We start from the raw sequence: 26,520 nt of genomic DNA, 5'->3' as shown, positions 1-26,520 counted from the left end.
AATGTAGATGTTTTTTTTCTAAATACTTATTAATTTAATTGAGAGTATATATTCTATTTAGCTATTAAACTGAGATCTCGTCTTTGTTGATCTTGTGCCATTTTTCGATGCATGGCAGCCTCTTCCAAATTCTCTTTGACAGAGTTTTCTAAATGTCTGATATTAGCCCAAGTATGCGAGCGGAAGTTTTGTCCTTTTCTTCCATAGTAGTAATTGTGTCTTTCATATTCCTCGAGCTGTTCTTTCTGCGCATTTAATTTGGCTTTCATCTCTCTGGCTACATCTTCGTAATGTTTAGCCACGGCATCATGATTACTAGGTTCTATGAAATGTTGATTCGCAACAAGCTCCTCATCACTCAAAGTGCTTGCTATCGGACTCATTTGGGCGCAGCCGGATAAAAAACCAATCGCTAATAGAGCCAACCAACAGATATTCGTTTTCATCATAATACCTCCATTAAACAACTTAACATTGCTCCTTTATTTGCTGAATAATTTTGTACGGGTCTTATTTTAGGAATAACCATGCTGATAATACGCTCTTTACAGGAAACATCTTATACACGCTCTATCGTTTAATTAGAATATTTTATTCCAATTCTCAGCATCTATAGTTTTGACTATTACTTATAATAACATTATGGTTTTTAATACATTTAGCTTCATACTTCAGTATGATCACTTTCTTAAGCTGTATAATATCGACTTAAAGCAAAATAAATAAGTACTAAAATAAGAAATTAATTGTATCTTTTATAGATACAATAAGATGGTATATGTAGTTATGCTATAAGCCTTACATCTGGAATGACTGATTTAAGTATGTCGTCAAAAATAACTTCCAGAAATTGGATTAGAATGTTCATGCAGGATTATGGATAATAAAGCCAATTTATAATTGGTGAATGACAAATTGTGGCTGTTTACGATAAAAGCATTGAACTGAAGATGCAGCGGTTGTTTCTGCTGCTATCAGAAAAGGATCGGCGGCGGTATGCGGGGATTGAAGCGGCCAAGCTAGGGCACGGCGGTATTGAGTATGTGTCTGGGTTATTTGATATGGATCCCAAGACGGTGCGACGTGGTCTGGTAGAACTGGAAGTGAGTGAGGATCCTGCGCCGAGCCGGATCAGAAAAAAAAGGTGCGGGACGTAAAAATGCAATGGTTCACAAGCCTACCCTGGAAGAAAATTTCCTCAGGCTACTTGCGGAATTTACCGCCGGCGATCCGATGCGCGAAGGTGTCTTATGGACCAATCTATCACGTTGCGAAATTAGTCGCCGCCTGGCTGAAATGGGCACATCAGCAAGTCGGTACACGGTACGTAAATTATTAAAGAAACATGGTTTAGGACAGCGTAAAACGCGTAAGAAAAAAACGCTGGGAGCCCATCCTGATCGGGATGCCCAGTTTCAAAACATTGCCAGACTTAAGGCAGCGTATATGGCCAAGGAAGAGCCTGTGATCAGTATTGATTCCAAAAAGAAGGAATTGATTGGCAATTTCAGTCGAGAAGGTTACACCTATACACAGACGCCTGTAGATGCTTTGGATCATGATTTTCCCAGTGCCGGTGAAGGCAAATTGATTCCGCATGGCATCTATGATCTGGCGCGAAACGAAGGGCATATGAACCTAAATACCAGCCACGATACCAGTGAATTTTGTTGCGACAGTATTGCGCATTGGTGGAAACAGCAGGGTTGCCAGCACTATCCCAAGGCCCGGCGGTTGTTGCTTCTCTGTGATGGTGGCGGCAGTAACGCCGCCAATCGACATGTGTTCAAGGAAGCTTTGCAGGTGCTTGCCAAACGGCTGGGACTGGAAATTCGTGTTGCCCACTATCCGCCTTACTGCTCAAAGTACAACCCTATTGAACACCGGTTGTTTTCGCACATTACGCGTGCCTGCCAGGGTGTGGTGTTTCATTCGGTCGCCATTGCCAAACAATTTATGGAGAAGACTAAAACCTGCAAGGGTTTAAAAGTAACCGTGGATATATTGACCGGGGGTTTACGTTACAGGAAAAAAGTGTGCAGAGAATTTTCTTGAAAATATGAGGATCATCTTTGATGACTATCTTCCTCGCTGGAACTACCGGGCAGTCCCACAAACAATCTGATTTCGGGAAGTTATTTTTAGCTAAATCCTAAGTAGGTGATAGGAGAAAATGCTCGGATTTGGATAAATTAGTAAATTTATACTGTAAATATTAACGCGAAAATTTTATATGCATGCCTTTTTATTGAACGATATTGCGTGCAAAGTGGCAATACACATTCCCATAAATCTACAATGGTTTTCCCAATGAATTTTTTAACTATATAACATAAGTCTGCACCCCCCGTGCTTAATGAAAAGAAAACTGAAGGGCCACTTGGGCAAATCAGCAGCCCGCCAACGTACAAAATACAAGAAAAATATATACGCTATATAAAAGCAGAGCTCGAAATCCGACGCTCACCTCGGACAACGCATCAGCACAAATCATAAATATCATTATATAATGGCTCGTTACACATTAGTGATCCCCCCCCTCCCTACCTCATACCAATGATGTCGGATTAACAGCCCGAAGCTCAGTCGTTTATACCTACAGATAGACGAGGAATCCAAAGTAGTTTTTTATCTGGCACCGAACCGGTGCGAACCAACCGAATCAGGGTCAAACCTGAACCATTCATTATGGTGCGTTTGCACTCTCTCCCTCACGCAAAACAACGGTTTACGGCAGCTTCCTCCGAACTTTTTCAGAGTATCGTTCCGAAACCCAATAGCGACGAGCACTAGCCACAATATCGCACGAGGAGAAGTGACAATTTATCAATAATTCTTTATAATTCAGTTACCTAGACTGAATAAAGAAAAGGAATTGCCAGTGACAAAGTGTACCCAGGAATCGTTTAATTTTCCAGAGGTAAAAAAGCGTACTGTTGAAGTGAATTTCCAGGGCGGGGATATTACTTCAGATGGTGGTGTCATGTTATTGCGCCAGATGGATAAACGCATTGGGTTGAGCAAAGCGGTTGCTCAAGCGCTGGACGATAATCGTCGGCAGGCAAGTTGCAGGCATGATAGTTTGACGCTATTGCGCCAACGGGTTTATGCGTTGGCATGTGGCTATGAAGACCTCAATGATCATCAGCAATTACGCCATGATTTGGCGATTCAATCAGCGGTTGAACGCGCAGAGGTATTGGCGAGCAGCTCTACCTTATGCCGCTGGGAGAATCGGGCGAATCGGCAAACGGCCTGGCATGTTCATCAAGTAATGGTAGAGCGGTTTATGGCTTCATTTAAACAGCCACCCAAGGAACTGATGCTGGATTTTTGATGTTACTGATGATGCGGTTCATGGCAAACAGGAAGGCCGCTTCTTTCATGGCATTCAGATCACTACTGCTTTTTGCCGCTGTATGTGTTCTGCCAGGATCAACTGCTGGTAAGCTACCTGCGGCCAAGTAATATTGATGGGGCAAAACATGCCTGGGCCATTCTGTCATTGCTGGTAAAACGGTTCAGGCAGAGCTGGCCTGCAGTTTGTATCATTTTTCGAGGTGACAGTGGTTTTTGCCGCCGCAGAATGTTGGCATGGTGTGAGCGGCATGAGGTGGGTTATATCGTGGGTATCGCCCAAAACAAGCGGCTGAATGAGATCACTGCGCAATGGCAGCAAGCGGCAGAGAAGCAGTATGTTGAATCAGGTGAGAAAGTACGACGATTTGACGAGTTTCAATATGCTGCAAAAAGCTGGCAGCGGACACGGCGCATCATTGTTAAAATCGAACACACTGACAAAGGCAGTCATCCACGTTATCTCGTCACCAATCTGACCGGTAAACCGCAGCTTCTGTACGATAAGATTTATTGTTTACGCGGTGAAATGGAAAACCGGATCAAGGAACAACAGCTCGATCTGTTTGCAGATCGCACCAGTTGCCATCGGTGGTGGTCAAATCAATTTCGTCTACTCCTGTCCTCGCTGGCTTACATTTTGCTGGAAACCATACGGCGGCTTGCCTTGCAAGGTACCGAACTGGCTCAGGCCTATGTGAGCACATTACGCCTCAAACTGATCAAAATCGGTGCCGTCATGCTACGTAATACCCGCCGTATTCGCTTTCTACTGGCAAGCAGCTGTCCCTACCAAAAACTGTTCTTCCAAACCGCAGCCAGACTTGCTCCTGGGTAACTCATTCCCAGGATTATGAATCGCCGTTTACCGCATAAAATAGCAATGGGGTGGATGGGCTACGCCTGTCAACAAAGAAAAACCTCTTTTTTGTCATAATTTCCAACAAAATCCTCAGAAAAACGCATTCCATCACAACAAATTTTGAATAGAGATCTGATTTATCCAATTGTAAAATGAGTTTCTGGCAAATTCGCTCTTATTTTTGATGCTCGTGCAATATTCGGGCTAACCCTTGGAGACAAGCGGGATGACAACACTATTACACAGAACAGGAAAGCTCCTGGCAAGCATTGTGCTGGCAGTGTCGGTGTGGATACCAAGCGGCGCAGTGCTGGCTGCAAACAACGACCCGATTGTACTGGTACACGGTTTTCTCGGTTTTGGTCCGCATGAATTGCAGGGAACAGGCTTTAAATACTGGGGTGGTTTCAACGATATTGAAGCTTATCTCAGAACCAGCAACGGCTCCCATCAGGTATTTACTGCCACGGTCGGGCCCGTGAGTTCGAACTGGGATCGCGCGGTGGAGCTGTATTATCAGATTAAAGGGGGGTGCGTTGACTACGGTGCAGCACGCACCAAACAATTCGCAGTATACGGCAAAATCCAGAAACCAAGTGGCAAATGCTGGGCAGCCGACCCGAACAACAATCCCAATCATGATGAGCTCGCACTCTATCCACAACGGGATGAAAATCACCCGATCCATCTGATCTCGCACAGCCAAGGTGGCCAGACCGTTCATACGCTGATCGAACTGCTGGAAAACGGCTCACCGTACGCCAATGAAGGCGACAGCCCGCTCTACGCCGGCGGCAAGATCGGCTGGGTGAAAAGTGCAACCACCATCTCCACGCCGCACAACGGCACTACGCTGCGCGAGGTGATCATCAGTTCCATGCCAAAAATGCCGGAACTGATCGGTTTGATCATCCAGGCTACTGGTCTCGGTGGCAGCAATAATCCGGTATACAACTTCAAGCTGGAACAATACGGCCTAGAACATACACCTTTTAAAGATAGAGATTCCGAAAATATCAAAGATTTCATCAATCGCACCAAGGCCGCACCATTCTGGAAACTGGAAAACCGCGATTCAGGGCTATGGGAAGTCGGCCCGGATGGCGCGCGCGAGCTGAACAGCTGGGTCAAGACTTCGCCGAATGTATATTACTACTCTATCGCCAACCATGCCACCGAACAAGGGTGTTTTTTCTGCCGCAACGATACCGACCGACTGATCGCGCCGTTCCAGCGCAGCATTTATCAATATGCCCGCGACGACATGATTTTTTTCCTTAAGGATACCGCTGGCGGATGGGTGGTGCCATCGTTTCTTCGAAGTGGCATGGGTTCATATACTCAGACCGATCCGAGTCGCGTACAGGTTAACGACAACTGGTTCGTCAATGATGGCGCGGTCAACTATATCAGCATGAAAGCACCGTTCGGTCAGCCAGTACGTAGCTATGACGGCAACTCGATTAAAGGTTACTGGAATTACCTCGGCTATTACGACAATTACGACCACCTCGACGTAATTGGCTGGCAGGATATCAAATACAAACCGACAATTTATCCGATCTACGACTACATCACCAACATTCTCTATGGTCTGTAACCGCAACGTGCAACCGACCCGCAGAAATTCACAAAGTTGGACTTCATTAAAGGAGACACATCATGGATATAGACGGAGTAAACTACGATTTCAAAATCAGTTCCGCCGACACAGTGGAAGGATTTGTCTTTCATATCCTGATCGAGGGGAGCATTGTGACTACGCTGCACCTGAACCTTCTGGAGATCGCAAACCTCGAGACCGCGCTGCACAACTTTAAAAAGGAGCTTACAAAAGGAGAACCTTTGCCATAACACTCGCAGCGTCCTTTGCTTCCACCGATCCGCTCGATTTTTCCGAACTGCGCGCCAAATCCGTCTCAGAGATAAGAGTAACCGGTATGAACGCCAGCAGTCCGACCGTGAGCGAAGGCGAGCCGAAACAACGGCCAAGAGAGAGAAATACCGCTGGGTAGCTTAGCATATAGAAATTCAAGGATCTTTAGCTTTACGGATCCCAAAAGAATATTGGTTCTTTCTTATTTTTTCTTGTTTACTTGCAAACTTGCTAATGAAGGACAAACTAATATATACATTTGTTTGCACGATAGCGGTATTTCTGGCTGGATGTGGCACAATCAATACCGTTGTTCGAGGCGATTGGATTGCCAAGCGTAATCTAAATCAAATTGAAACATCCTGTGAAACGATACCGCGGATTTATAGTGGTGTTTCTTACAATATTTGCCTCCTCCGAGGGAAACCCTCTCGGTTATCCCTTTGGATAGCACCCATACCCCAACTTCTATTCGTCGATATGGCATTATCAGGAGTTTTAGATACGATTGCCCTTCCTTATACAATCTATACGCAAACCAGCGACGGTGATATTAAGCTCAAGTAGAAAGCATAGAAAAAACTACTCGAGGCTTTTGAGAGCGCACCAAAGCAGCATTATTTTTTATGCGTTTTTAGACCCAGGTCCTGATGTAGCGCTGCTTCCTCGTAGATAACATCAAGTAAATATTTTGCCGGAGGAAGTTTGGCAAGCAGGTAATTTCATTTCCAAATCAAAACTGATTTTGTCAGCTTGACCTTGCCGTATTATTGATACTGTCTACAGCTTGCCTTCGCGTCATGTTTGGTTTAGATGAGAATTTTTTTTGAATCACTCTTAACTGGTTAGGCTATAGCTATGTCAAAAGGTATAAATCACTTCATTCAGATAACCTGTCGACAATATAACCGATCCTATATAAAATGATTCAAATTTCATAAGCGGCAGAGAGCTGCTCGATGGAACATCCTTCCCTTTTTCTGATGGCTTTGGCCTGGGCCCATTTTGGTTCAATGTCATTTAAGTCTGGGGAATAAGGCGGCAGGTATTCAAGTGTATGTCCGACATTGGCAATAGCGGTATGGATATCCAGCCGTTTATGGAACGTTGCGTTGTCCATGACGATCACGCAAGCAGACAGAAGTTTAGGCAAAGGGTCCTGCGTCACCCATGCATAGAAAATGTCGGCGGTGATATTGGCGATGAACAGGCCTACGGTCAGCAGCACCTTTCCGATCAGGGCGCCGATCACATTGGTTCGGCCCCTTGCATGCCAATCTTTTACGCCATGACAACGCTCACCCACTGGCGCATAGCCATGCGTGCGCGGCATGTCGTGTGCAAAGCCGCTTTCATCAAGGTAAACAATGACGCGGCCTTCGCGCTCATAGCCTTCAATTTTTTGCTGAAAAATACGCCGCTCTTCTTCGCTGGCTTTGGGGTGACGCAGGCTTTTTTTATAAGTCACGCCCAGACGCTTTAAAGCATGGTTAATGCCTTGCTTGCTGACTCCCAGCCGCCTGGTACGCTCGAACGCGCTCGTACTGATACGCGTCCGGATAATTCTTGACGTCCTGCGCCAGCATTTCCATGTTGATCCTGGTGGCAGATTTGTTGCGGGTGGTCTTGGGATCGGGAGTTTTGATCCAACGCATCACGCTGGCGACCCCTACACCAAAACGCTTGGCCACTTGCGCGATTAAGAGGTTCTCCTTCTCACGAACGGATAATACTTTACGGCGAAATAATATCGGATAGGTCATCTGTAAATTATAATCAATCTATAGGGGATATGCTATAACGGTAGAGAACGGCCAATATGACTCTGATGTTTTCGAAAAATGGGTTTCTTTAGATTGCGTGGAGGTTTATCCATTACGCCAATTTGATATTTTGGTTTTTGGCAGCTCCACTATGAACAAGATGACATCAGGAAGTTATGATAACTGCTACCGTGATCTTAGCAACAGCAATCTTTCTCGTTCCGAGTTGTTCAATATTGAGAAAATAAAAACCTTTAAAAGCACTCAATACAGCATTTCACAATGACACTGCATAAGAATCAAGAAGGAAATATGCAAACCTATGGTCAGTCCGAGCCTGGTTTGTGTCCAAGTTGTGTAAAAACACAAGATTGAAACGCCAATGGTTTGGCCATGCCAAATATGGAATCAAATACCAGGCACTATGGAATCAATTATTGAGTATTGATTGATCTTTAGCTACTCAGGGGGCAATTTCCATATCTGACAAGTTTGGGGATGAATTTTTACACAGCCCCGGTCGTAAGCAGGCTGCCGAACTGTATTAAAGTCATGCTACAAAAATCTCAACATAAATCTGAGCCACTACAATTACATTTATTCTTATTTATTTCTCCTCATCAATCTTCCTGCGTAACGACTTTCTTTGACTTTGGATTGCTTTACGTTCCAAACGCTTGGTCTCGGAAGCTTTGGTTGGTTTAGTAGGTTTTCGTGGTTTTATCTGGACAGTGACGCTTTGAATAATCTCTCGTAATCGATTGAGTGCATCTTCTTTGTTCTTAATCTGACTGTTATACCGCTGAGCCTTTATGATGATAATGCCTTCGCTAGTGATTCGGCTATCTTTTAAATTCAATAATCTTTCTTTATATATTTCTGGGAGTGATGAAGCCTTTATATCGAATCGCAAATGAACTGCAGTAGCTACTTTATTTACATTCTGCCCACCCGAGCCCTGGGCGCGTATCGCCTGAATTTCAATCTCAGTCAAGGATATAGATATATGGCTTGATATTCTCAACATAATTAATTACTGAATTACCGTCTTTTGATGCGAGACCAACTGTAACGACATATTCCTGCATGATTTCTTCTAATTGCCAATAGCTGGAACGGATAAGCCCCATACCAACGGGCGCTTCAAAGATGGTACTCCGCTCGGATTGGTTGCCTTTGAAATCTACCATCGTCGCTTCACTGTCGGATTATCTCCGGGAAGGAGATCCAATCTCGGCAGAATTTCAAACCGACCGTGATTGTGCGCATCTATCAGCAACACATCCAGGCCAGTGCGATGCAGCAGTGGAGCAAAGGGCAACATGTCCTCGGCGTTGCCACCCCTACCGTGCAGCACGGCTACTACCGGTTTAGGTCTGGATAATGAAGCCGGGATCAGCCAGCAGAATAACTTCTTGCCGCGAACAGTGGGAATGCACTTCTTGCCGCGAACAGTGGGAATGCGTATTTCATGATAGACGGGTCCGAGCTCGGCAGGGCTGCTCTGTTCAAGCTGGCGCGGAGCATAAAAGCTACGGCACACCAGGGCCAGAGCAGCAAACCAAGCCAGCAATACCAAGCTGAACGTAAAAGTAAAAATGATAATTAAAGACATCATGACTAGGACGCGACGACAAGAGTATTCATTATTAAAACACATGCTTGACAATCATTGAAAGGATTACGCAGGATGGGACAACTGGTCTCCTCTTTCAGCGCGTCTTGTAATGGCTAACAAAAACTGGACGCTTACCTATAATAGGCAGCGTGGTTAAAAAATCTCGCTCGAATTCGATCGAGGGCTTTCTTTGTAGCCTAATTCCAATTCCCATTAAATAATGAAAACAATATAGCCACGTATTATGAAGAAAAGAATTATGGTTAGAAAAGCGAGCGGAATAGATCAATTAGTACCAGGACGGTAATGATTCAGAGCAGCTAAAAACAGCAGAGTAGTAGAGATCGGCGCAAGCAGTATTACTGCCATTGGAGTTGGGCATAGAGATAGCGCAAACAGCAAAGTCTATTGGACATTCTATTAGATACACGTGCAGTATGCGCACGCGCTACTGTTGAGTTTCTCCCTGTAAGGGAGAGGTGTCTTCCACGAATTAGAATTAGCATGTTATCAGCGTGCATCTGCGGCACAACGAAATCCGACGTCGTCGGCACGATTATCCGGATTAGCGTACATGCGCCGCGCCGCAGTGATGTACGATGCCGGGTCGAACCAACCGCCGCCACGGATCACTTTGTCGGTACCTATTTTTGGCCCTTTGGGATTGCGCCGCTCGCTCAATGGGAAACTCTCTGCAAACCAATCATTGACCCATTCTGAGACATTACCGGCGAGGTCTTGAACGCCGAAAATGCTCGTGCCTTTGGGATGGGTGCCGACAGCGGCAACACCGTTTTGGTATGCCAGTCGCTCATATGGAAGGCCGAAACGCGCGCGATCTGGCGTGGGCTCGTCGTTTCCCCATGGATATGTTCGCTCATCGCTGCCGCGCGCTGCCTTCTCCCATTCAGCATCAGTCAATAATCGTTTTCCTGCCCAATGGCAGTAGGCTTCAGCATCGTACCAATCGACACCGACCACTGGTAGATCGCCGTTGCGAGCAACCTCGCCATTCGGCCAGTTTTCCGGAGCACGCATATTTCCTGTCGCCTTTAGAAAATTTGCGTAGCGCGCCAACGTCACTTCAAATACATCAATATAAAACGCATTGAGGAAGATTTCCCGTCGCGGCGATTGATCGTCATCTCCCATGACAAACGTTCCCGCGGGAACCAGTACAGTGGGCGCGCCATCATTGCCGATAAATCCCCGTTTGGTAAAAAATTTTTGCCCATAAAACAGTCCGATCGAAAACGCCGCCACAAGCGTCACACCCGTGACAATCTGTTTGACACGACGACGGCGCCATGCGCGTGCGATCCGGGCGGTTTCGGCCGCGACGCTTGCCGCAACATTGCCGTCGGGCTGGAGAAATGTGACGGATTTAAGTGCGGTGGGTATTAAAGCGAAATCGATCGCATCTGGCACAATAGGCAAAACTCGTATTCCGGACTTCTGCGCGATCTCGAGTTCCGTCAACGTATAGCTGCCAGCATCGATTGCTTTAATGGTAAGCAGAAAGATGAATAAGTGCGAAGCTTCGATCGCTGTGCGAATGTGATTGTGAAATTCCTCGCCCGCAGGTAAATCAGTGCGGTCAAAAAATACCGTGTGTCCCTGGTCGCGCAACGCATGATATATTGCCCGAGCCTGTTCGCGATCTTCTGAGGCGTAGCTGAAAAAGATTTTCACTGCTGGATAAATCAATTTACGCGCAAGCGATCTATTGACGAACTGTAGCAATCTAGATGCTTTTCGAATAAGGCATAACTGCGCATATGAACAAAAATGCCCTTTATGAGAGCCGAATGTACCAAGAAACAGTTTGGTCGTCAACCTGACCGGAAAGTCATGCAGAATTCACAAAATTTTCCTTTGATCAGCAGCAAAATATTGTGGTTCTGGCCCATTTTTCACCCTTCAAGCAAAATTAACAGATCATTTTTTGCTACGAATTAAGAGGAATTTAAACTCAATACTTAATAAAGGAGACTAGAAAGGACAATATCAGGGAAACGATTTAAAGCTGAAGGTAGAGTAAATCTGTTACCCGAGATTGATGTGCTGATGACAAATGGTAAAATATTGCTGGAAACCTAACTCAGCGTCTGACACTCACCTTGGCACACGCATCAGCGCATTTGATAGATTTCATTATTTAACGATGTGTTAAGCATAGATGATCCCCTCCCCTACCTCATACCAGTGATACTCGGATTAACAGTTGCAGATTACCTTAAGAAAAATAAATTTAAAGGGACACCTCTACCAACCGAGACCATCAATCATGTATACAATAGTATACATAGGATGTTCCTTTAGCAATCCGAATGCAGAGGTACGTAATTAGTCTGATTGAACTGATCTTATTCTTAGAATTATTTCATCATACTTAGCTAAATAATTGAAATTTTTTGGTATGCCAGTTGGTGGGTAATCTAAATCATGTCCTACTTCGTCCAGATGATCTGCAAGCCAAGGCTCTCCAATAGCTTCACCATGCATGGCGGAAGATAAGGTTACTGCACCGTCATTATCTTCTTGAGTGACCATCTGAATGTATGTGTGAGTTAATGATAAGTCATAACTGGTTTTATTCAAACTTCCACCCCGTCCAATCCCGGCAACCCAAAAATAACTTACATTTGGATCATCTTCATATTCTTGATTGAAAATACGCATTGCGACTGTAGTTAGGTCGTGTATTCCGTTTCTTGTTATTCCTAATTCAGAAAGAGATTCCATAAACTCATCTACATTAAACCAAAGATTCAAAAGCTCGACCAAAGGATTAAAGCCGAGGAAGAATAAATCTGCTAATGGTGATCCTTTATGTGGAGTTCCGATAGTAGTTAAGGAGGTGATCAAATTGGCGATATTATCAGGGTTCGCTGGCGATAGAATAAAACGGCCATCTAATCCACCCATGCTATGAGCGATAATATGAATTGGAGCTTTGGGATTAAAAAAGGGGTATTCATCAGGATTTTTAATTGCATTAATTATTTGTTGTCTTAATTGATTGCCTCGTTCTCTAATGCTACCTATTGGGCTTACATTCGTAACTAATACTTTGGCATCGTAATGATGTTTAAGATGTTTCTCAACACCATTAAAATAATTATCGGAACCCACTGTGCGTAATCCAAAAAATCCATGCGCCAGAACAATATTTATATCTGTATTCCTATTTTCCACAGATCCTCTGCTTGCTAATACAAGATTAGGTATAAAAATTAAACAAAATACTAATATCGTAGAAGCACAATTCTTTTTCATTTATTTAAACCTGATCTCTTATTAAACATAGAAGAAGGGTAACGCTCATTTACCAACTCACCACCCAATCATTAAGCATAAGATAAGCTTAATCATCTTGTTGAAGAGCTTCAAATTTCCTCTTTGGAGAATCTAAAATCTCAACATTTCAAATAGGAATCCATGCAATTAAATCGAAGATTTTCTTGACATTATGGATTAATCCACATCATTTTTTAAAAAGCATCTTGCATCAATCAAAACCGCAGAAATAAAGAGTAAAAATATAATTTATTGATTATAAATTATATTTTTATGTGTCTAAAATTTAACCGATCTAAAAAAGATTATTACAAATAGCCATCTTAGCAACAGTATTTACAAATTACCCACAAAGTTATCCACAGAAATTGTGAACAAATAATAATTTGATTTAAATAACTAGAATTTAGAGTTTCACCCTTAAAGGAAAAAATTACCCAAAGATAAAAGAGTAGCAAAAAACTTGACAAAGCAACGAAAAAATCGTTGCCGCCTTTCTAAATAGCTTTGTTTTTAAAAGTTATTTAGAAAGGCGGCCTCTAGAAAGAAATGTCATTTTACTTCTGGAGGCCGCGATGAACGCAAAAGGACAGGCTGGTATCCCTGGCGAACTGTGTAATTGGATAACATTTTTAGCCAAAGTGCTACCCCTAAGATCAACAGGCACCTTTATTGAGCTGTTGATCGGGGCGATGTTGACGCCGACAGGATTTGTCACGGATGCGTATTTGATGCTGACGATGCGCAATCACTGGACGAGTTATTACAAATGGTTGCAACAGGGAAAATGGTCCTGGTTGGCGCTGGCACGGCAATTTATGCGGCTGGTGTTAGCGAGCGTGACACACGATGTGGTCCATCTGGCGATTGATGATACAGTAACGTTGCGTACTTCAAAAAAAGCGCCAGGCAGCCGGATTCACCACCAGCATGGCAACAAGATCAATCTGCCTGCATTTGTGCAAGGCCAATGCTGGATTTGTGCAAGGCCAATGCTGGGTCAATCTGGCAATCATCACTCGTCGAGCCAGCAAGGAGCCGGTAGCGCTGCCGTTACTTTCCCGCTTGATGCCAGCTGGTAGCAACACCGGCAAACTGGTGGCAGCTAATACGCTGGTGCGTGCTGTGCAGAGCTTGTTGCGAGGTTTGAGGGTGCGTGTATTGATGGATAGCTGGTATATGCGGCAATATGTTATCAGCACGATGCTCAATCGCGGCTTTGATGTAATTGGTCAGGTCAGAAGGGATACCCGTCTATACGATGTACCTGCGCCGAGGCTGGAGAGCCAGCGGGGGCGAAGCCGGAAATACGGCGAGAAGCTTACGCCCGAACAGACTGAGCAGTTTTTGGGTACCACTTCAAGGTTGCCTGGTGCCTTTATGCTGTTTTCTAACCAGCCGCTTTGGGCAATGCAGTGGAATCAGTTTCATTGATTCGACTAAGATCAATGTGTGCCATAATCACCGTATGAGGTCGCATAAAGTAATGGCAGAGTTTTCTGCCTGGGGAAAGACCAGTGTGGATTGGTTTTATGGATTCAAGTTGCACCTGGTCATCAATGACTAGGGGGAATTGCTGGCAGTCAAAATCACGGCAGGCAAAATAGTTCGCAAATTGAGCATTCCCGTTATCACAGCCCAGTTAACTTTTTTGTTAATCTGATAGCCGGATTGGTAGCTTATACCTCTCGCGAGAAGAAACCCTCGCTTAATATCAGACTCCCTCAAACTCTTCTAATTGTGATGTGATGATTCTTATGTCGAACTCACGTTATATTACATTGAGTACTATGTTAGTGCCAGCCTGAAAACCCCATTTTTTCACCAACAAGCTGCCTAATTTTCAAGCACCTTTATAAAGATGCAATGAAACTATGCATCTCAAAAAGTCCCTGATTATATTTTTTTGAGAAGTATGGTATAAAAAACACGATTTTTACCCAGCACCAGCCGCTGATTGCTCGCAATCAGGCAGTTTTTTTGCATTAGCTGGATAGCTTAGCTGCTTGTTGGTGCTTTAAATTACGTTTTATTGTTCTGCGCTTACGTTCCACCTCTTGCTGCCACAACATGTCACCGATTCGGCGGATATTTCTGCTGACAATAGCTAATGCAACATAACGTTTAAATCCTTCGATGCCATGGTCTGGGCATTTGTCTAGGCCATGACCTCCCGCGCATTGATGGCCGACTCTACCGCTGAGTGGGCACGCCGAGCTTGAACAAATGCCTCAGTTTGTTCTACCGCTTGCCGCTTTTTGGATAGGCTGCCTTTTTTAGGGAGCGTAACCTGCTCGAGCTGCAGGGTCAATTCAGCCTGATTGGCAGGTGAATGAAAGCCTTTATCGAAGCTGCAGGCGTTGAGGGTGGAAAAGCGTTTCTTCGCTTCCGTGATCGTGGTTACCGCAATCTGATCATCGGTTTGTTTTTCCATTACGTGATGGTGCAAGATGAATTGATATTGGTCTTCCAGAATGCACACTTTGACACCCAGCTCAACAGGCACGCCGGCTTTACCTTTGCTAATCCATCCGGTGTGTGGCTCAAAAATAGAGAATACTTTTTCTGCGTGAGGAATGGTTTCGCCTTTGATGACACGACGTTCGATTTGATCAATTTGGCGCTGGGCGTGTTGGAGGTAGCCTTCAATTTCAAGCTGCTGCAGCTGCTCGCCAGGAGCAGTGGCGAGCAGCCTGGTTAAGGTAGTCTGAATTTTGTCCAAGTGGCGTTGCGCCTGGTCAATATAGACCTGATGCGCTTGAATCATTTGTGCGTGGATTTTATTCCGGTGGGCTTCCGTTTTAGCTTTGCTGCGCTTTTTGTTCTGCGCATGATGCATTAGTCGTTTTAATCGGTGCAGGTTGTAGCGATATTGCCGCCAGTTGCTTAATTGCTGACTTTCGCACCAGCGCGCCGTCAGCGTAATTGCTTGGCACATAGCATCCCCCAATAAGTTGAGGTCGGTTGGGAAATGCACATATGTTTCAACCACAAAGGAGCCGCACCGCCCGCGCAGGGCGCTTTCGCCTTTTTTTACGAGAACATGCCCTCCCTCAACAATGAACTGGTTTAATTTGTCCAGCAGTTCTGGCGTGAGCAGGCTGACGTTATCCACTAAAGTTTGATAAGCATACTTTTTGTCTTCGTCATACAGACTATGCCCCAACATTGCGCGCAAGATTTTATGCTGGTTAACCATTTCGTTTCGGGATGTCATCTGGTGATCTCAAATCAAATTTGATGTGGGAGACGTCAATTTCGCCTAATTCCATCTGGGTATTTTGCACTGCGCTTATTTGAATCCCACTCCAGCAAAGTTTAATTTTTGAAGACAATATTTGCCCATTTCAAGCGAAGTTTGTGGTTATTTTGCATAAAAATGCGCCAAAATCATCTAATAATGTCACTTAGACTTAGTTTTTAGAAATCTTCATCTCCAAAATTAAGCGCAACTCATTTTTTCCACTATGGATAGAGAGTTTTCGGGCTGACACTATGTTAGTTGGCGCACAGAAGCATAGTTATATCCGCATTACAATATATTTGACTACATATGAATTAATACGTGTAGCCTTAGTACGCGAACCAATATTGGTGCATTTATCGAAGTTCGATGAATAAGCATCAAGCAGTAGAAACTCAATTCAAACTTAAAAAGGAGCTGCAAATGAACTGGGATCAAATACAAGGTAACTGGAGACAATTCAAAGGTAAAATCAAAGAACAATGGGGCCAACTCACCGACGATGATTGCGACACGATCGATGGGCAACGCGATCAGCTGATTGGCAGAATTCAGAAATCATATGGAATCAGTAAGGAAGAAGCGGAAAAGCAAGTTGGCGAATGGGAAAGAAATCTTCATTAATGATTAAGTAGCGTCCTCCTCTTGCGTGAAGCAGAGCAGTATGCTGCGAAAGCGACATACTGCGCAATCAATTTTTATTGTTAGCCAAACGAGGTCCGTGAGTAAAGGAAATCTAAATAATAAATCCTTCCATCCTCCAGCTGTAGAAGTGACTAATACAGTCTATGTCATCACAACGAGGGCACAGCAGAAGGAGGATCTAGATGACTGGCAACTTATAGCATCTGGAAGCGTTTCGCAGATACTCTTGGAAGCAGCTTGCAAGAAATTATCCGAGTGGACTAGTGCTTAATTGCGTAAATTAACAATAGTATTTTTGAGCTGTCCGCGATACAGCCATAATGCCTTACTCATCTAAACATTCCAAAATAATCCGTGCTCGAAACACCGCTTTGTGGGGCTCTGTTTGGCTATTCGCCCGCCGCTCCAATGTTTTCCGTGCCCGTTCATCGTAATTTAATAGGTGCCTATGCTTCTTCCCTGGAAGATAGCATGTACCTTATCGCTAAATAATGTAATTAAGCACTGGATTTCATCAGTGCACGTGAGATACTCGTAACTTTTACTGAGTCACACAGCAACTCAGAGTCAGGTACAGAACTAAGCGTCCTTATTCTTGCAAACAATAACCCCAATCGTCGCTCTTATTTTTCTTGATTCGCGACCCAATGCTTTTATAGGTCAACTGGTCACCCTACCAATTGCTGGTAAATAATAGGCAGAACATGCGAAAGGCGATCAGGCCGGCCCACAATAGCGTAACCCCCCTTACCGAATAGATAAGGGAAATAATCCTGCGCCTTGCGATCTATCGTAATGCCGAAAACTGCAAGACCTGCTCTCCGGGCCTCCAAAATTGCCTGTCGGGTATCTTCAATACCTTAACGGCCTTCATAATAATCCAGATCGTTGGGTTTGCCATCGCTTAACAAGAGAACAAGACGGTTACGTTCAGTTCGTTTGCTCAGTAGCTGCCGGACATGGCGTAAAGCCGTACCCATGCGAGTATAGTAACCAGGATGCAAGGCGGCAATACGACGCAATACCTGGCTATTGAAAGCTTCATCAAAATCTTTTACGGCAGCCACACGGACATAGTGTCTTTTGCGTGAAGTAAAGGTATAGACTGCAAAAGCATCTCTACAAACGGCAAGACCGGAAGCCAGTGTAATCAAAGCTTCTTTCTCAATATCAAGAATACGCCGACCGTCAATCCAGCTATCCGTAGATAGTGACACATCCACCAGTATGGCTACAGCCAGATCACGAGCCTGTTGACGAGCCTTTAGATAGACTTGGTCAGAACCATTTCCCTGAGCAAAGAAATCACAATGTGCACGCACCAGCGCATCCATATCCAACTCAGCGCCGTCCAGCTGGCTACGTAAAATCTCACGACGGGGCCTTAATGTTTCAAATTGTCGCTGGATTTTACGAAAACGGCGCCTGGTCTCAAGATTAGGTACCCATCTCATTCCCTTCCTCAGCATTCTGAAAAAGTACCCGACATTGTTGCGCATGATAAGCTTTGCGTCGATAATCCCATTCAGGATAAGTCAATTCGGAAATCAGAACAGCTGGATTGACGTCGTCTGGCGCAAGATCAAGATCAAATTTGAGCTTGGTCGCGGCCTGGCGCTGATGTGGACTCAACGTGATTTCTTCGATCGTCTCGGCGACTTCCTTAGCGGCATCTTCATCGTCATCCTGCACAGCGCGATTAACATTGACCATTTCGGACCAGCTCATGAGTTTCTCAAAGCGATTCAGCAACAGCGGATCATCCCGTTCGCTTTGTGCGTATTTTTCCCTTCGGCCCTTTTTCTTGCGATGATCCTCATTTTCCTGATGGCTACTGCCGCCGTCATCCTGATCTGAAGGCTCCGTCATCGCGTTTGATGAAATTTTACCTGAATGGATTTCTCCCCACAAAGGAATGGGCAGGAAAGTATGGTAGTTCTTCTCGGCTTGCCAGCGTTGAAAATCAGGCTCAGGCTGCATGATGGCCTGTAAAAATGCTTCACCGAGCGCATTTGAACCAGGCTTTCCTAATAATGCCTGTATAACGACTTCGATGGCCTGTTCTTGGCCGGAAAGCAGTCGATACGGTCGCTGTTCATACAGCGCTTTGCAGAGTTTCTGATAATCCCGGGCAAGCCCGGGGTAATGTTCAACTACTTTTAAACAGTTCCAGTAGGCGCTATGCAGAAAAGCGAGATCAGCTTGCAATGGATCATTTGGTGTTTCAACGGTAGAATCTTCAGCGGCGGAAAAATAAGCAGCCAGCCAGAAATAAAGTCGCCGGTTTAATGCGGCTGATGGAAAACACGCAATGGTTGCAGGCAGTAACATCCGCTCGGCATTACACTCTATCCGGGGCAGGAATTCCTGATCCATGCCCAGGCGTTGTCGCAGTTTCAGGCGATGCCATGACGATTGCGGCATCCCTGCTGCTAAAACTATTCCTGGCGCGCCACCCAGGCCTCTAAAAAAACACTCAGTGCAGAACGCAGCGAATCCAGCGTGACAGCGGCTTCTGGATAAGAGGGATAACTATCCGCCTTGCCTACGAGATGGTGCCAATAGCGGCCAATTTGCTCTTCCAGCTCGAAGAATTGCCACATACTTTAGCCGTAAGTCGCACGTATCAGTTCCAGCAAACCTTCCTTGACGTCAAGATCATCACAAAGCGGTTCCACCAGGGCAGTTTCAGCCGCCTGGAAAGGATCCAATCCATTTTTAATCAGAATGGCACAATAAACGAGCAAGCGGGTGGACACGACTTCTTCCAGATCAACCTCCTTCAGCGCCCGTAACCGTTTCCCGAGATTCACCAAGGGTACGCACTGCGCCACAGGCAAGCCGCTTTCACTGGATACGATTTCGACTTCTGCTTCCAGCGGGGCAAAATCAAAACTGATGGAAACAAAGCGTTGGCGCGTACTCGGTTTTAATGATTTCAGGATATTCTGATAACCCGGATTATAGGATACCACCAGCATAAATCCGTCAGGCGCTTTCAGGATCTCACCGGTACGTTCCAGCGGCAGAATCCGGCGATCATCTGTCAGTGGATGAAGCACCACGGTGACATCTTTGCGCGCCTCCACGATTTCGTCCAGATAACAGATGCCGCCTGTGCGCACGGCCTGTGTCAACGGGCCATCTACCCATACCGTCTCGCCTCCTTTGAGAAGATAGCGCCCCGTCAAATCGGCCGCGGTCATGTCATCGTGACAGGAAACCGTATAAAGCGGGCGCCCCAGCCGAGCTGCCATATGGGCAATAAACCGGGTTTTGCCACAGCCCGTTGGTCCCTTGATCAGTAGCGGCAGTTGCTGCCGATAAGCCACTTCAAATAATGTACATTCATTACCGGCTGGCTTATAAAACGGGACTTCCTGCAGCACGACTGGTTCGTGTGATGCCTGTTGAAGCTGGAAATGACTCATGATCAATGGCTGTTATTGTGAGGGTGATTGTGAATACCTTGAAATCGTCACCTGCTCCCGGACAGGACCCAGCGCTGAATAAATAAAGAGCACCGCCCCAATCAGGAAACATAAACCTGCCCCTAGCCGGAACCAGTAGAACAATTCAATTTGTGACTGGATTTGCATGAAACCCATGGCCAGCACACGCTGAAGATGGGTCTGCAGGATACCCGCAAACGCAAGCGTAAGCGTCATGAATACCATGGCGCCCGTCATGAACCAGAAACTCCACATATTCAGAATCTGGTTGAATGGCTGCAATCCCCGTAAGGCAGGCAAGGCATAGGTAAAGAAAGCCAGATTCAACATCACATAGGCGCCATAAAAAGCCAGGTGCCCATGCGCCGCTGTCAACTGAGTGCCATGGGTATAGTAATTGATCGATGGAAAACTATGCATGAGACCTAATATTCCTGCCCCAAAAAAAGCCATGACCGGGCAGCCCAGGCTCCAGAGTGTTGCCGCTTTATTGGGATGGTTGCGCCCGCTTTGATAAACCAGATAAAAAGCCCACAGGATCATAGCGAAAAAAGGCACGACTTCCAGAATTGAGAATACTGCACCAATCCAGTGCCAGTATTCCGGCGTACCTATCCAGTAATAGTGGTGGCCGGTTCCCAGCAAGCCACTAAACAGAGAGAAACCAACGATGACGTAAAGCCACTTTTCTATCACTTCACGATCGACTCCGGTTAGTTTAATCAATAAGAAGGCCAGCATGGCCGCCATAATCAATTCCCATACCCTTTCAACCCAGACATGCACAACCCACCACCAGTACAGCTTATCCAAGGCCAGGTTGTCTGGATTGTAAAAAGCAAAAAGGAAGAATATTGCAGCGCCCCAGAGACCCAGCAGCAAAACAATGGAAACAACGGTTTTCCGCCCTTTAAGAACCGTCATTGTTACATTGTAAATAAACAATAAAAAAGCAATCACCATCAGAACCTTGATCCAAAAAGGCTGCTCCAGTAATTCGCGCCCTTCATGGATCCCGAAAAGATAACCGACAACGGCAGCCAAGGCAGCAAATACAAAGATCCCAAGCTGCAGCGAGGCTAGCTTGGGGCTATGGATTTCACATTCACTTTCTTCTGGTATCAGAAAATAACTGGCTCCAAAATAGCCTAGCAGCAGCCATACCAGAAGAGCGTTGGTATGTATCATTCGAACAATATGAAAAGGAACGGCTTCCGACAGAAAATTTGGAAAAACGTAAATAGTGCCAGCCAGCACACCGGCTAATACCTGAACCAGGAATAAGGCCAGCGCCGCTACAAAATAGGGATAAGCAAGTTTCTGGGTCTGATATTTCATCATGAATCTCCTTAAGTAAATCGCACATACAATCAGCCAGCATCATTTGGGGGCCAGCCCAATGTATCGATACGACTCGTCCATTCAAGAAAATCAATTAAATCATCCAGTTCCTGTTCTGTCAGATTGAACTGCGGCATTTGCCGCCGCCCCGCTACACCTGTAGGCTGTGCGCGCATCCAGGCTTTTAAGCCCATGCGCGCGCCTTCCGCGTTTTCCCGCCCTCCGTAGCGGACCCATACATTTCCTAGTTCCGGGGCAAAGTAAGCACCCTCACCCAGTAGCGCATGACAATTAATACAGGAATGACGCTCCCACACATGCTTTCCTCTGGCAACGGCCTCGGTCAGAGTGGATTCATCCGTTGAAACATTTTTGATATAGAAATGGCTGTGAACAGTTAAAAGCGCGAAAACCACCAGAAAGAAAATTGAACCGCCATAGAAAATATTACGTGCTGCGGACTTGGTAAAATGCTCTGCCATACCCCCCTCTTGTTCACAAACGGTTAAAATTTACATATCAGTTGCACCCAATCTTGACCATAATAATTATATGGATAAATGATTTCTCTAGAAACTATCTCAGACTCTAACGCAAGCTTCTTACAATGAGAAGCAATAGCTTCTTCCAATATGAAATGAGTCTGAAGGGAGTGCGTATTTCCGGCGAAAAATGAGTCTGAGCAAGTAGATTCTGAATTGGTCATTATGTGAGGCATGGTGATCAACATGGATGAAGCAAAGCTACAAACGGTGGCACAGGTTAAGCTGTTTCTGGAAGGAACGCATGATATTGCGCTCAAGATTCCCAAGGCGGAACAATATAGATTTATCAAGAAGTTATTGAAACGGTTCGGTTATACTCGATTGTCTCGGTGCGACAGGTGTAGTGTTACGCTATCTCAAACGCATGACGGGCCTGTCACGGCAGCAGGTAACATGATTAGTTGAGCAGTACGGTAAATCAGGTCGAGTAATCAAAAAGTACAGTGCCCCAAGAATGGATTCTGCCGCCGCTTTAATTTAACTGATACGATTCTTCTGGCTGAGATGGATATGCTGCACGGTACTTTATCAGGCCCGGCCACCAAGAAGCTGATCGAACGAGCCTACCTGATTTTCAATGAGACGCGTTTCGAACGGCTGGCGACTATCTTTCCCTTCCGCATGTTAGTGATCTTCGGATTAACAGTCCGGGGCTCAGTCGCTTATGCCTACAGATAGATGAAAAGTCCAAAGTAGGTTTTTACCTGACACCGAACCGATCCGCACAAACCGAACCGAGGCCAAACCTGAGCCATCTATTTATGACGTGCCTCCGCCCTCCTCTCTCATACAAAACAAAGCTTTGCGGCGGTTTCCTCCAAACTTATTCTGAGCATTGTCCCGGAACTTAAAACGGCTAGTGCCGGTGGGAAAAACTGGTAGAGCGACCCAGAGCTACCCAGGATAAGCCCCGAGGAAATGGAATGGGGTAGAGGCTATCCCCGCCCAGAAACGGCTCCGCAGCGACCAGCTATGCGTCCGCCAGGTACCGACCTGCGCCCCACTCTCTTCTCCTGTTAATAGATCTTAGGAGCCCGCTGCACTTTCCAAGAGTTGGAGTGTATTTTCAATCGTATCGATACGCCGAATGCTTGGGCCAAAGGAATCACCGAGTACGAATACATCGCCATTCTTGATTCCTATGTATGCATTGGTGGTTGAATAATAGCGATAGATGAACCCATCAAGCTGCTGATTATCTTCATTTGCAAGAGAAAAATATTGAGGAAACAATTGTTCGGCATAAATAAATATCTTTTGCTCTTTATTAGGCGGCACGATCGCCATCTCGACTTCCAATTCTCTATACTGCGGAAGACTGTCATAAGGATTGGGAAAATTATCATCGGTTATGTACAGACTTCCAACGTAGTTTTTGTCGGTCTGACTGAACGCCTGTATCATTTGATACCATGTTGCGTTATAAACAATGTGAATAAACCGGTCCTTCGGGTAATTTTGTTGCCACTGTGCTGGCTTAAAGTTTATGTAATTTCTCATGCTATCCTCAAATACCACCAAATTATCAGCAACTGGTTTGCTTAGATAAATTTCGTCAGGTACTACTCCTGGAGCTCCCGTTACTGAATAATGGCTACTTTTATTCTTGATGTAGTTATATATTTGCTCATAGTACATGAGGTTTTCATCAGTTCCGTCTGAAGCCATCTCATCGATAAAAAAACCGTCTATCGTATAGAAGGCTATGTAATTATCAATTTCGATAGCAATGTCGATCAGTGGGCGATCTCCGTAACTGGTGAATACATATGCAATTACCTTTCCTCCAGATGCATGAACCTGATCAATAGCTTTAACATAATCGGGATCAACGCTTGTTCCGAACCCATTGTCTGGATTAAGAATTGCGGTCGTAGGTACTATTTGAGCTGCTGCAGCCAGGCCACCCCAGTAATCCAGAGTCGGGGAATCCGATGGATGGAAATAGGCTGGAACAAAAAGATTAGTGGCGTAAATATTCGCGCTGAATGCCACTGACAAATAAACTGCAGAAAGGAAAAACAAGTGTTTTATGCTCATGCCAAATATATCCTATGAAGAAAGTCTCGCTAGTAATTTTCTATATCGGCTCTCAACAAAGAAAAAAGAGTTATAAGCTATAAATTCACAATTACTTAATCCAATGGGCATGCTACTTATTTGCTATTTATAAAAGTACCAATTGATAATAAATAGTGAATATGGGAGATTGAGATTTTTGCTTCCCTCTCAATTTAAAATGAATTGGTCATGACGAGCTTCCAGTTGTGAGCCTGCGATGTATAGACTTGGCGAACAGACGGGAGCGCAACCAAGATACTGGAAGTAACAAAATATAGGGTGTTGCAAGTGCATCAATCTGTAGGAAGGCATCACCTAGCGCATGCACACCAAAGAGCGTGAGTATCTGTGGACTTATATGCGGTTGACGTTGAATTTTATAATGGGTTACTGCTTGCAACTCGATAACTAAATTGGATAATGCTCTAATCCGAAATGATGAATCAGGCTTTGCTCACTGAGAGAAACGCTTATGGATTATCACTAGATACACGACCAAAAGCTAAAGCGAAGTAAAGCGAAGTCGAGTTTAGCTTAAGCGGAATAATTCCCACGCTACCGCCCGTCCAAGGGTCACCGAGCGCGTATGGGATGACTACCTGCTATAAACCCCCATGCCCGCCCCGCAACAGCCCCGCAGCGGCCGACTATGCGCGCCCGAGGGGCCGGTTTGCGTCCTATCCACTCACGGAACCGCGTGACGGTGCGAATCGACCGGTATCCACCTTGCGCGGCATCGACTCCACGATTTTGGCAGCATACTGCTAGAATACGAATTCTAGAAATTTATGGCTCAATTTAAATTAATCCTTGGATAAATCGCATATGGTAAAAGAAAAGCTATCTCGCTCTCGTGAGCTTGCATCTAAAGTGATTTTTGCAGCTTTAAGAATTGGAAAAATTCAAGCTTGGCGGGATGGGATGGGCACTGGCAAGCTCTCCTGGATCAAGCAAGTTTCGATTAATGAATACTGCTTCGATCCATCCGGTTGGGCCTATCTCCTGCTGGCAATTCCCCTTATTGACCATGACTGTTAAGCCAGCAGCCCGTGACCATCGGGCAGAATCAGTACCGGTGAGCGAAGGACAGGTAGTGATCATATGTGGCGTCTCGGGATCAGGAAAAACAACGGTAGGTAAGGCACTCGCGCAACGGTTGCATTGGGATTTTCTTGAGGGAGACGACTTCCACCCTCCAGAGAATATAGCAAAGATGCAACGGGGGGAACCCCTGCAAGATGCCGATCGTAAGCCTTGGCTATATCGTCTGCGAGCGGAACTCAGCGCGCACATTGCCCGAGGAAACCGCGTCGTTCTGGCCTGTTCTGCCTTGAAGGCAAGTTATCGGGCCATGCTTTGCATCAATCCCGGGCGCGTGCATTTTGTGTTTCTTACCGGGGATCGGCCTCTCCTGTCTCAACGGCTGTCGCAGCGATCCGATCACTTTATGCCAGCCGATTTGCTGCAAAGCCAGCTTGATGCATTAGAACTGCCCGATAATGAATTCATCCTTAGTATTGACCAGCCCGTAGCCAAGATTGTAGACTCAATTATCCATCGATTCAGCTTTATGAGGGAACCTAGCCGCTCATGAATTCAGACACCGAAATACTTTTAGCTGGATTGACTTTCCCTGAATCGCCGCGTTGGCGAGAGAACCGCCTGTGGTTCACCGACCAGCATGCACGACAAGTGCTTACGGTGACCCTAGATGGGAAAATGGAATGTCAGTTGGAAACCGAAGATTTACCTGGAGGACTTGGCTGGCTGCCTGATGGTACGTTGTTGCTGGTTGCCATGACCGAGCGCAAGGTTTATCGCCTGACTGAACAGGGGCCGGTACTACATGCTGATCTTTCCAGTTTGGCGCCATTTCACTGTAACGACATGGTGGTGGCGGCTAATGGCCGAGCTTATGTAGGTAATTTTGGCTATGATCTGCATGGTGGTGAATCACCCGTTGCAACCTGTCTGGTGCTGGTCGAGCCAGATGGTCATTGCAGTATCACCGCAAGTGCCTTGATATTTCCGAATGGCAGCGTAATTACTCCTGACGGCAGTACGCTCATTGTGGCGGAGACATTTGCCTCCCGTTTGACTGCCTTTACGCTGGGTGAAGATGGCTTGCTATATACACCACGGTTATGGGCTGATTTGAAAAATGCCACGCCGGACGGTATTTGCCTTGATGCAGAAGGCGCGCTGTGGGTTGCCAGCCCAGGAACGTCTGAGCTTCTGCGAGTCGATCATGCCGGAACCGTGTTAGCGCGCATTCAACCGGTCGGGGCACCTTATGCTTGCATGCTCGGTGGACCCGATCGTCGCACATTGTTTATTACAACTTCTGAGACCGATGATGCGGCCCAGGCTCGCGTCATGCAATCAGGCCGCATTGAGATAGCCAGAGTAGCCATTCCGGGTGCTGGCTTGCCATAGCAAAGTCTACGCTGACAGGC

26 protein-coding genes and 4 pseudogenes are annotated in these 26,520 nt (G+C 45.6%); 14 read left to right on the top strand and 16 right to left on the bottom strand.

All coding sequences use genetic code 11. From position 1 onward, the window contains the following. Positions 1 to 53: 53 nt before the first annotated feature. On the bottom strand, positions 54 to 446 hold the full coding sequence (locus AAW31_RS10665; RefSeq protein WP_046851701.1) for a hypothetical protein: 393 nt from the start codon (positions 444 to 446) through the stop codon (positions 54 to 56). Between the two features lie 504 nt (positions 447 to 950). On the opposite strand from AAW31_RS10665, the gene AAW31_RS22135 reads away from it, so the two are divergent. From AAW31_RS22135 to AAW31_RS23635, 6 genes and pseudogenes are all read left to right on the top strand, one after another. Further along, positions 951 to 1,157: a hypothetical protein gene (locus AAW31_RS22135; RefSeq protein ID WP_046851391.1), complete on the top strand. Its 207-nt coding sequence runs from the start codon at positions 951 to 953 to the stop codon at positions 1,155 to 1,157. Positions 1,158 to 1,164: 7 nt separating this feature from the next. Then, the gene (locus AAW31_RS10655) at positions 1,165 to 2,055 is read left to right on the top strand and encodes an ISAzo13 family transposase (protein ID WP_200899607.1); all 891 of its coding nucleotides are present in this window, start codon (positions 1,165 to 1,167) and stop codon (positions 2,053 to 2,055) included. An 826-nt stretch (positions 2,056 to 2,881) separates the two neighbouring features. Further along, a pseudogene (locus AAW31_RS10650) lies at positions 2,882 to 4,195 on the top strand (IS1380 family transposase). Between the two features lie 250 nt (positions 4,196 to 4,445). Then, positions 4,446 to 5,819 (top strand): esterase/lipase family protein, encoded by a 1,374-nt coding sequence (locus AAW31_RS10645; protein WP_046850216.1) that lies wholly within the window; start codon positions 4,446 to 4,448, stop codon positions 5,817 to 5,819. A gap of 62 nt (positions 5,820 to 5,881) precedes the next feature. Beyond that, the gene (locus AAW31_RS10640) at positions 5,882 to 6,073 is read left to right on the top strand and encodes a hypothetical protein (RefSeq protein ID WP_046850215.1); all 192 of its coding nucleotides are present in this window, start codon (positions 5,882 to 5,884) and stop codon (positions 6,071 to 6,073) included. Positions 6,074 to 6,329: 256 nt separating this feature from the next. Beyond that, positions 6,330 to 6,662 (top strand): YceK/YidQ family lipoprotein, encoded by a 333-nt coding sequence (locus tag AAW31_RS23635; RefSeq protein WP_046850214.1) that lies wholly within the window; start codon positions 6,330 to 6,332, stop codon positions 6,660 to 6,662. Positions 6,663 to 7,023: 361 nt separating this feature from the next. Here the strand turns inward: AAW31_RS23635 and AAW31_RS22130 are convergent, their stop codons facing one another. The 7 genes from AAW31_RS22130 to AAW31_RS10600 all read right to left on the bottom strand — a co-directional run bounded on the left by AAW31_RS22130 (position 7,024) and on the right by AAW31_RS10600 (position 12,755). After that, the gene (locus AAW31_RS22130; RefSeq protein ID WP_235264572.1) at positions 7,024 to 7,569 is read right to left on the bottom strand and encodes an IS630 family transposase; all 546 of its coding nucleotides are present in this window, start codon (positions 7,567 to 7,569) and stop codon (positions 7,024 to 7,026) included. Between the two features lie 16 nt (positions 7,570 to 7,585). Next, a complete protein-coding gene (locus tag AAW31_RS22125) occupies positions 7,586 to 7,858 on the bottom strand; it encodes an IS630 transposase-related protein (RefSeq protein ID WP_200899605.1) in 273 nt (90 codons plus the stop codon). Positions 7,859 to 8,465: 607 nt separating this feature from the next. Further along, positions 8,466 to 8,885 carry an alternative ribosome rescue aminoacyl-tRNA hydrolase ArfB gene (gene arfB / locus AAW31_RS10620; protein WP_046850213.1) on the bottom strand — a complete coding sequence of 140 codons (420 nt, stop codon included), beginning with the start codon at positions 8,883 to 8,885 and terminating at the stop codon, positions 8,466 to 8,468. Then, positions 8,845 to 9,048 carry a hypothetical protein gene (locus AAW31_RS21600; RefSeq protein WP_046850212.1) on the bottom strand — a complete coding sequence of 68 codons (204 nt, stop codon included), beginning with the start codon at positions 9,046 to 9,048 and terminating at the stop codon, positions 8,845 to 8,847. The genes arfB and AAW31_RS21600 overlap by 41 nt, the downstream gene beginning before the upstream one ends. Then, positions 9,042 to 9,473 carry an alpha/beta hydrolase family protein gene (locus AAW31_RS10610; protein ID WP_052752201.1) on the bottom strand — a complete coding sequence of 144 codons (432 nt, stop codon included), beginning with the start codon at positions 9,471 to 9,473 and terminating at the stop codon, positions 9,042 to 9,044. The genes AAW31_RS21600 and AAW31_RS10610 overlap by 7 nt, the downstream gene beginning before the upstream one ends. Positions 9,474 to 9,986: 513 nt before the next feature. After that, positions 9,987 to 11,312, bottom strand: coding sequence for an SUMF1/EgtB/PvdO family nonheme iron enzyme (locus tag AAW31_RS18990; protein WP_052752200.1), 1,326 nt, complete (start codon positions 11,310 to 11,312; stop codon positions 9,987 to 9,989). A 510-nt stretch (positions 11,313 to 11,822) separates the two neighbouring features. Then, positions 11,823 to 12,755: an esterase/lipase family protein gene (locus AAW31_RS10600; RefSeq protein WP_144412924.1), complete on the bottom strand. Its 933-nt coding sequence runs from the start codon at positions 12,753 to 12,755 to the stop codon at positions 11,823 to 11,825. Between the two features lie 596 nt (positions 12,756 to 13,351). Here AAW31_RS10600 and AAW31_RS10595 point away from each other — a divergent pair. Beyond that, a pseudogene (locus AAW31_RS10595) lies at positions 13,352 to 14,117 on the top strand (IS701 family transposase); the annotation flags it as partial. 16 nt (positions 14,118 to 14,133) lie between these two features. Further along, positions 14,134 to 14,525: pseudogene (locus tag AAW31_RS23895) on the top strand (transposase); the annotation flags it as partial. A gap of 236 nt (positions 14,526 to 14,761) precedes the next feature. Here the strand turns inward: AAW31_RS23895 and AAW31_RS10585 are convergent. Continuing rightward, positions 14,762 to 16,048, bottom strand: a pseudogene (locus tag AAW31_RS10585) (ISNCY family transposase). 395 nt (positions 16,049 to 16,443) lie between these two features. Between AAW31_RS10585 and AAW31_RS10580 the strand changes: the two are divergent. After that, positions 16,444 to 16,644: a CsbD family protein gene (locus AAW31_RS10580; protein WP_046851697.1), complete on the top strand. Its 201-nt coding sequence runs from the start codon at positions 16,444 to 16,446 to the stop codon at positions 16,642 to 16,644. A gap of 881 nt (positions 16,645 to 17,525) precedes the next feature. On the opposite strand, the gene AAW31_RS22805 is transcribed toward AAW31_RS10580, so the two are convergent. The 6 genes from AAW31_RS22805 to AAW31_RS10555 are packed head-to-tail and all read right to left on the bottom strand — an operon-like array spanning position 17,526 to position 21,940. Beyond that, complete coding sequence (locus tag AAW31_RS22805) at positions 17,526 to 18,119, bottom strand: nitric oxide reductase activation protein NorD (protein WP_235264358.1); 594 nt, start codon at positions 18,117 to 18,119, stop codon at positions 17,526 to 17,528. After that, complete coding sequence (locus tag AAW31_RS22800) at positions 18,103 to 19,089, bottom strand: hypothetical protein (protein ID WP_235264357.1); 987 nt, start codon at positions 19,087 to 19,089, stop codon at positions 18,103 to 18,105. The genes AAW31_RS22805 and AAW31_RS22800 overlap by 17 nt, the downstream gene beginning before the upstream one ends. A gap of 14 nt (positions 19,090 to 19,103) precedes the next feature. Beyond that, entirely contained in the window at positions 19,104 to 19,268 is a 165-nt protein-coding gene (locus AAW31_RS22795) for a hypothetical protein (protein WP_235264356.1), read from the bottom strand. 3 nt (positions 19,269 to 19,271) lie between these two features. Then, positions 19,272 to 20,096 carry a CbbQ/NirQ/NorQ/GpvN family protein gene (locus AAW31_RS10565; RefSeq protein WP_046850207.1) on the bottom strand — a complete coding sequence of 275 codons (825 nt, stop codon included), beginning with the start codon at positions 20,094 to 20,096 and terminating at the stop codon, positions 19,272 to 19,274. Positions 20,097 to 20,108: 12 nt separating this feature from the next. Continuing rightward, entirely contained in the window at positions 20,109 to 21,455 is a 1,347-nt protein-coding gene (locus AAW31_RS10560; RefSeq protein ID WP_046850206.1) for a cbb3-type cytochrome c oxidase subunit I, read from the bottom strand. A gap of 32 nt (positions 21,456 to 21,487) precedes the next feature. After that, positions 21,488 to 21,940, bottom strand: coding sequence for a c-type cytochrome (locus AAW31_RS10555; protein ID WP_046850205.1), 453 nt, complete (start codon positions 21,938 to 21,940; stop codon positions 21,488 to 21,490). 234 nt (positions 21,941 to 22,174) lie between these two features. Between AAW31_RS10555 and AAW31_RS10550 the strand changes: the two genes are divergently transcribed. Next, complete coding sequence (locus AAW31_RS10550) at positions 22,175 to 22,408, top strand: hypothetical protein (protein ID WP_046850204.1); 234 nt, start codon at positions 22,175 to 22,177, stop codon at positions 22,406 to 22,408. Between the two features lie 105 nt (positions 22,409 to 22,513). Further along, on the top strand, positions 22,514 to 22,681 hold the full coding sequence (locus tag AAW31_RS21360) for a hypothetical protein (protein WP_158441491.1): 168 nt from the start codon (positions 22,514 to 22,516) through the stop codon (positions 22,679 to 22,681). A gap of 348 nt (positions 22,682 to 23,029) precedes the next feature. Here the strand turns inward: AAW31_RS21360 and AAW31_RS10545 are convergent, their stop codons facing one another. Continuing rightward, positions 23,030 to 24,043, bottom strand: a complete 1,014-nt coding sequence (locus AAW31_RS10545) for a spherulation-specific family 4 protein (RefSeq protein WP_052752198.1) — start codon at positions 24,041 to 24,043, stop codon at positions 23,030 to 23,032. Positions 24,044 to 24,874: 831 nt separating this feature from the next. Here AAW31_RS10545 and AAW31_RS21355 point away from each other — a divergent pair. Genes AAW31_RS21355 through AAW31_RS10530 form a run of 3 tightly spaced genes read left to right on the top strand, consistent with a single transcriptional unit; the run spans position 24,875 to position 26,500 of the window. Then, positions 24,875 to 25,102 (top strand): hypothetical protein, encoded by a 228-nt coding sequence (locus tag AAW31_RS21355; protein ID WP_158441489.1) that lies wholly within the window; start codon positions 24,875 to 24,877, stop codon positions 25,100 to 25,102. After that, entirely contained in the window at positions 25,092 to 25,658 is a 567-nt protein-coding gene (locus AAW31_RS10535; RefSeq protein WP_082110420.1) for a gluconokinase, read from the top strand. The genes AAW31_RS21355 and AAW31_RS10535 overlap by 11 nt, the downstream gene beginning before the upstream one ends. Further along, entirely contained in the window at positions 25,655 to 26,500 is an 846-nt protein-coding gene (locus AAW31_RS10530) for an SMP-30/gluconolactonase/LRE family protein (RefSeq protein ID WP_046850202.1), read from the top strand. Before AAW31_RS10535 ends, AAW31_RS10530 begins: the two co-directional genes overlap by 4 nt. Positions 26,501 to 26,520: the final 20 nt, after the last annotated feature.

The sequence above is a fragment of the Nitrosomonas communis genome (assembly GCF_001007935.1).
Classification (GTDB): Bacteria; Pseudomonadota; Gammaproteobacteria; order Burkholderiales; family Nitrosomonadaceae; genus Nitrosomonas; species Nitrosomonas communis.
Note: the sequence above shows the minus strand (reverse complement) of the source record. Positions and strands in the feature narration are given on the sequence as shown.

Coding starts and splice junctions, on each gene's coding strand:
- AAW31_RS10535 (WP_082110420.1), top strand. CDS start 25,092: ATGACTGTTAAGCCAGCAGCCCGTGACCATCGGGCAGAATCAGTACCG.
- AAW31_RS10550 (WP_046850204.1), top strand. CDS start 22,175: ATGGTGATCAACATGGATGAAGCAAAGCTACAAACGGTGGCACAGGTT.
- AAW31_RS22125 (WP_200899605.1), bottom strand. CDS start 7,858: ATGACCTATCCGATATTATTTCGCCGTAAAGTATTATCCGTTCGTGAG.
- AAW31_RS10610 (WP_052752201.1), bottom strand. CDS start 9,473: ATGTCTTTAATTATCATTTTTACTTTTACGTTCAGCTTGGTATTGCTG.
- AAW31_RS21360 (WP_158441491.1), top strand. CDS start 22,514: ATGCTGCACGGTACTTTATCAGGCCCGGCCACCAAGAAGCTGATCGAA.
- AAW31_RS10600 (WP_144412924.1), bottom strand. CDS start 12,755: ATGAAAAAGAATTGTGCTTCTACGATATTAGTATTTTGTTTAATTTTT.
- arfB (WP_046850213.1), bottom strand. CDS start 8,885: ATGTTGAGAATATCAAGCCATATATCTATATCCTTGACTGAGATTGAA.
- AAW31_RS10645 (WP_046850216.1), top strand. CDS start 4,446: ATGACAACACTATTACACAGAACAGGAAAGCTCCTGGCAAGCATTGTG.
- AAW31_RS22795 (WP_235264356.1), bottom strand. CDS start 19,268: ATGTGGCAATTCTTCGAGCTGGAAGAGCAAATTGGCCGCTATTGGCAC.
- AAW31_RS10530 (WP_046850202.1), top strand. CDS start 25,655: ATGAATTCAGACACCGAAATACTTTTAGCTGGATTGACTTTCCCTGAA.
- AAW31_RS10565 (WP_046850207.1), bottom strand. CDS start 20,096: ATGAGTCATTTCCAGCTTCAACAGGCATCACACGAACCAGTCGTGCTG.
- AAW31_RS23635 (WP_046850214.1), top strand. CDS start 6,330: ATGAAGGACAAACTAATATATACATTTGTTTGCACGATAGCGGTATTT.
- AAW31_RS10580 (WP_046851697.1), top strand. CDS start 16,444: ATGAACTGGGATCAAATACAAGGTAACTGGAGACAATTCAAAGGTAAA.
- AAW31_RS10560 (WP_046850206.1), bottom strand. CDS start 21,455: ATGAAATATCAGACCCAGAAACTTGCTTATCCCTATTTTGTAGCGGCG.
- AAW31_RS10555 (WP_046850205.1), bottom strand. CDS start 21,940: ATGGCAGAGCATTTTACCAAGTCCGCAGCACGTAATATTTTCTATGGC.
- AAW31_RS22805 (WP_235264358.1), bottom strand. CDS start 18,119: ATGAGATGGGTACCTAATCTTGAGACCAGGCGCCGTTTTCGTAAAATC.
- AAW31_RS22135 (WP_046851391.1), top strand. CDS start 951: ATGCAGCGGTTGTTTCTGCTGCTATCAGAAAAGGATCGGCGGCGGTAT.
- AAW31_RS21600 (WP_046850212.1), bottom strand. CDS start 9,048: ATGGTAGATTTCAAAGGCAACCAATCCGAGCGGAGTACCATCTTTGAA.
- AAW31_RS10655 (WP_200899607.1), top strand. CDS start 1,165: ATGGTTCACAAGCCTACCCTGGAAGAAAATTTCCTCAGGCTACTTGCG.
- AAW31_RS10640 (WP_046850215.1), top strand. CDS start 5,882: ATGGATATAGACGGAGTAAACTACGATTTCAAAATCAGTTCCGCCGAC.
- AAW31_RS10665 (WP_046851701.1), bottom strand. CDS start 446: ATGAAAACGAATATCTGTTGGTTGGCTCTATTAGCGATTGGTTTTTTA.
- AAW31_RS10545 (WP_052752198.1), bottom strand. CDS start 24,043: ATGAGCATAAAACACTTGTTTTTCCTTTCTGCAGTTTATTTGTCAGTG.
- AAW31_RS22800 (WP_235264357.1), bottom strand. CDS start 19,089: ATGCCGCAATCGTCATGGCATCGCCTGAAACTGCGACAACGCCTGGGC.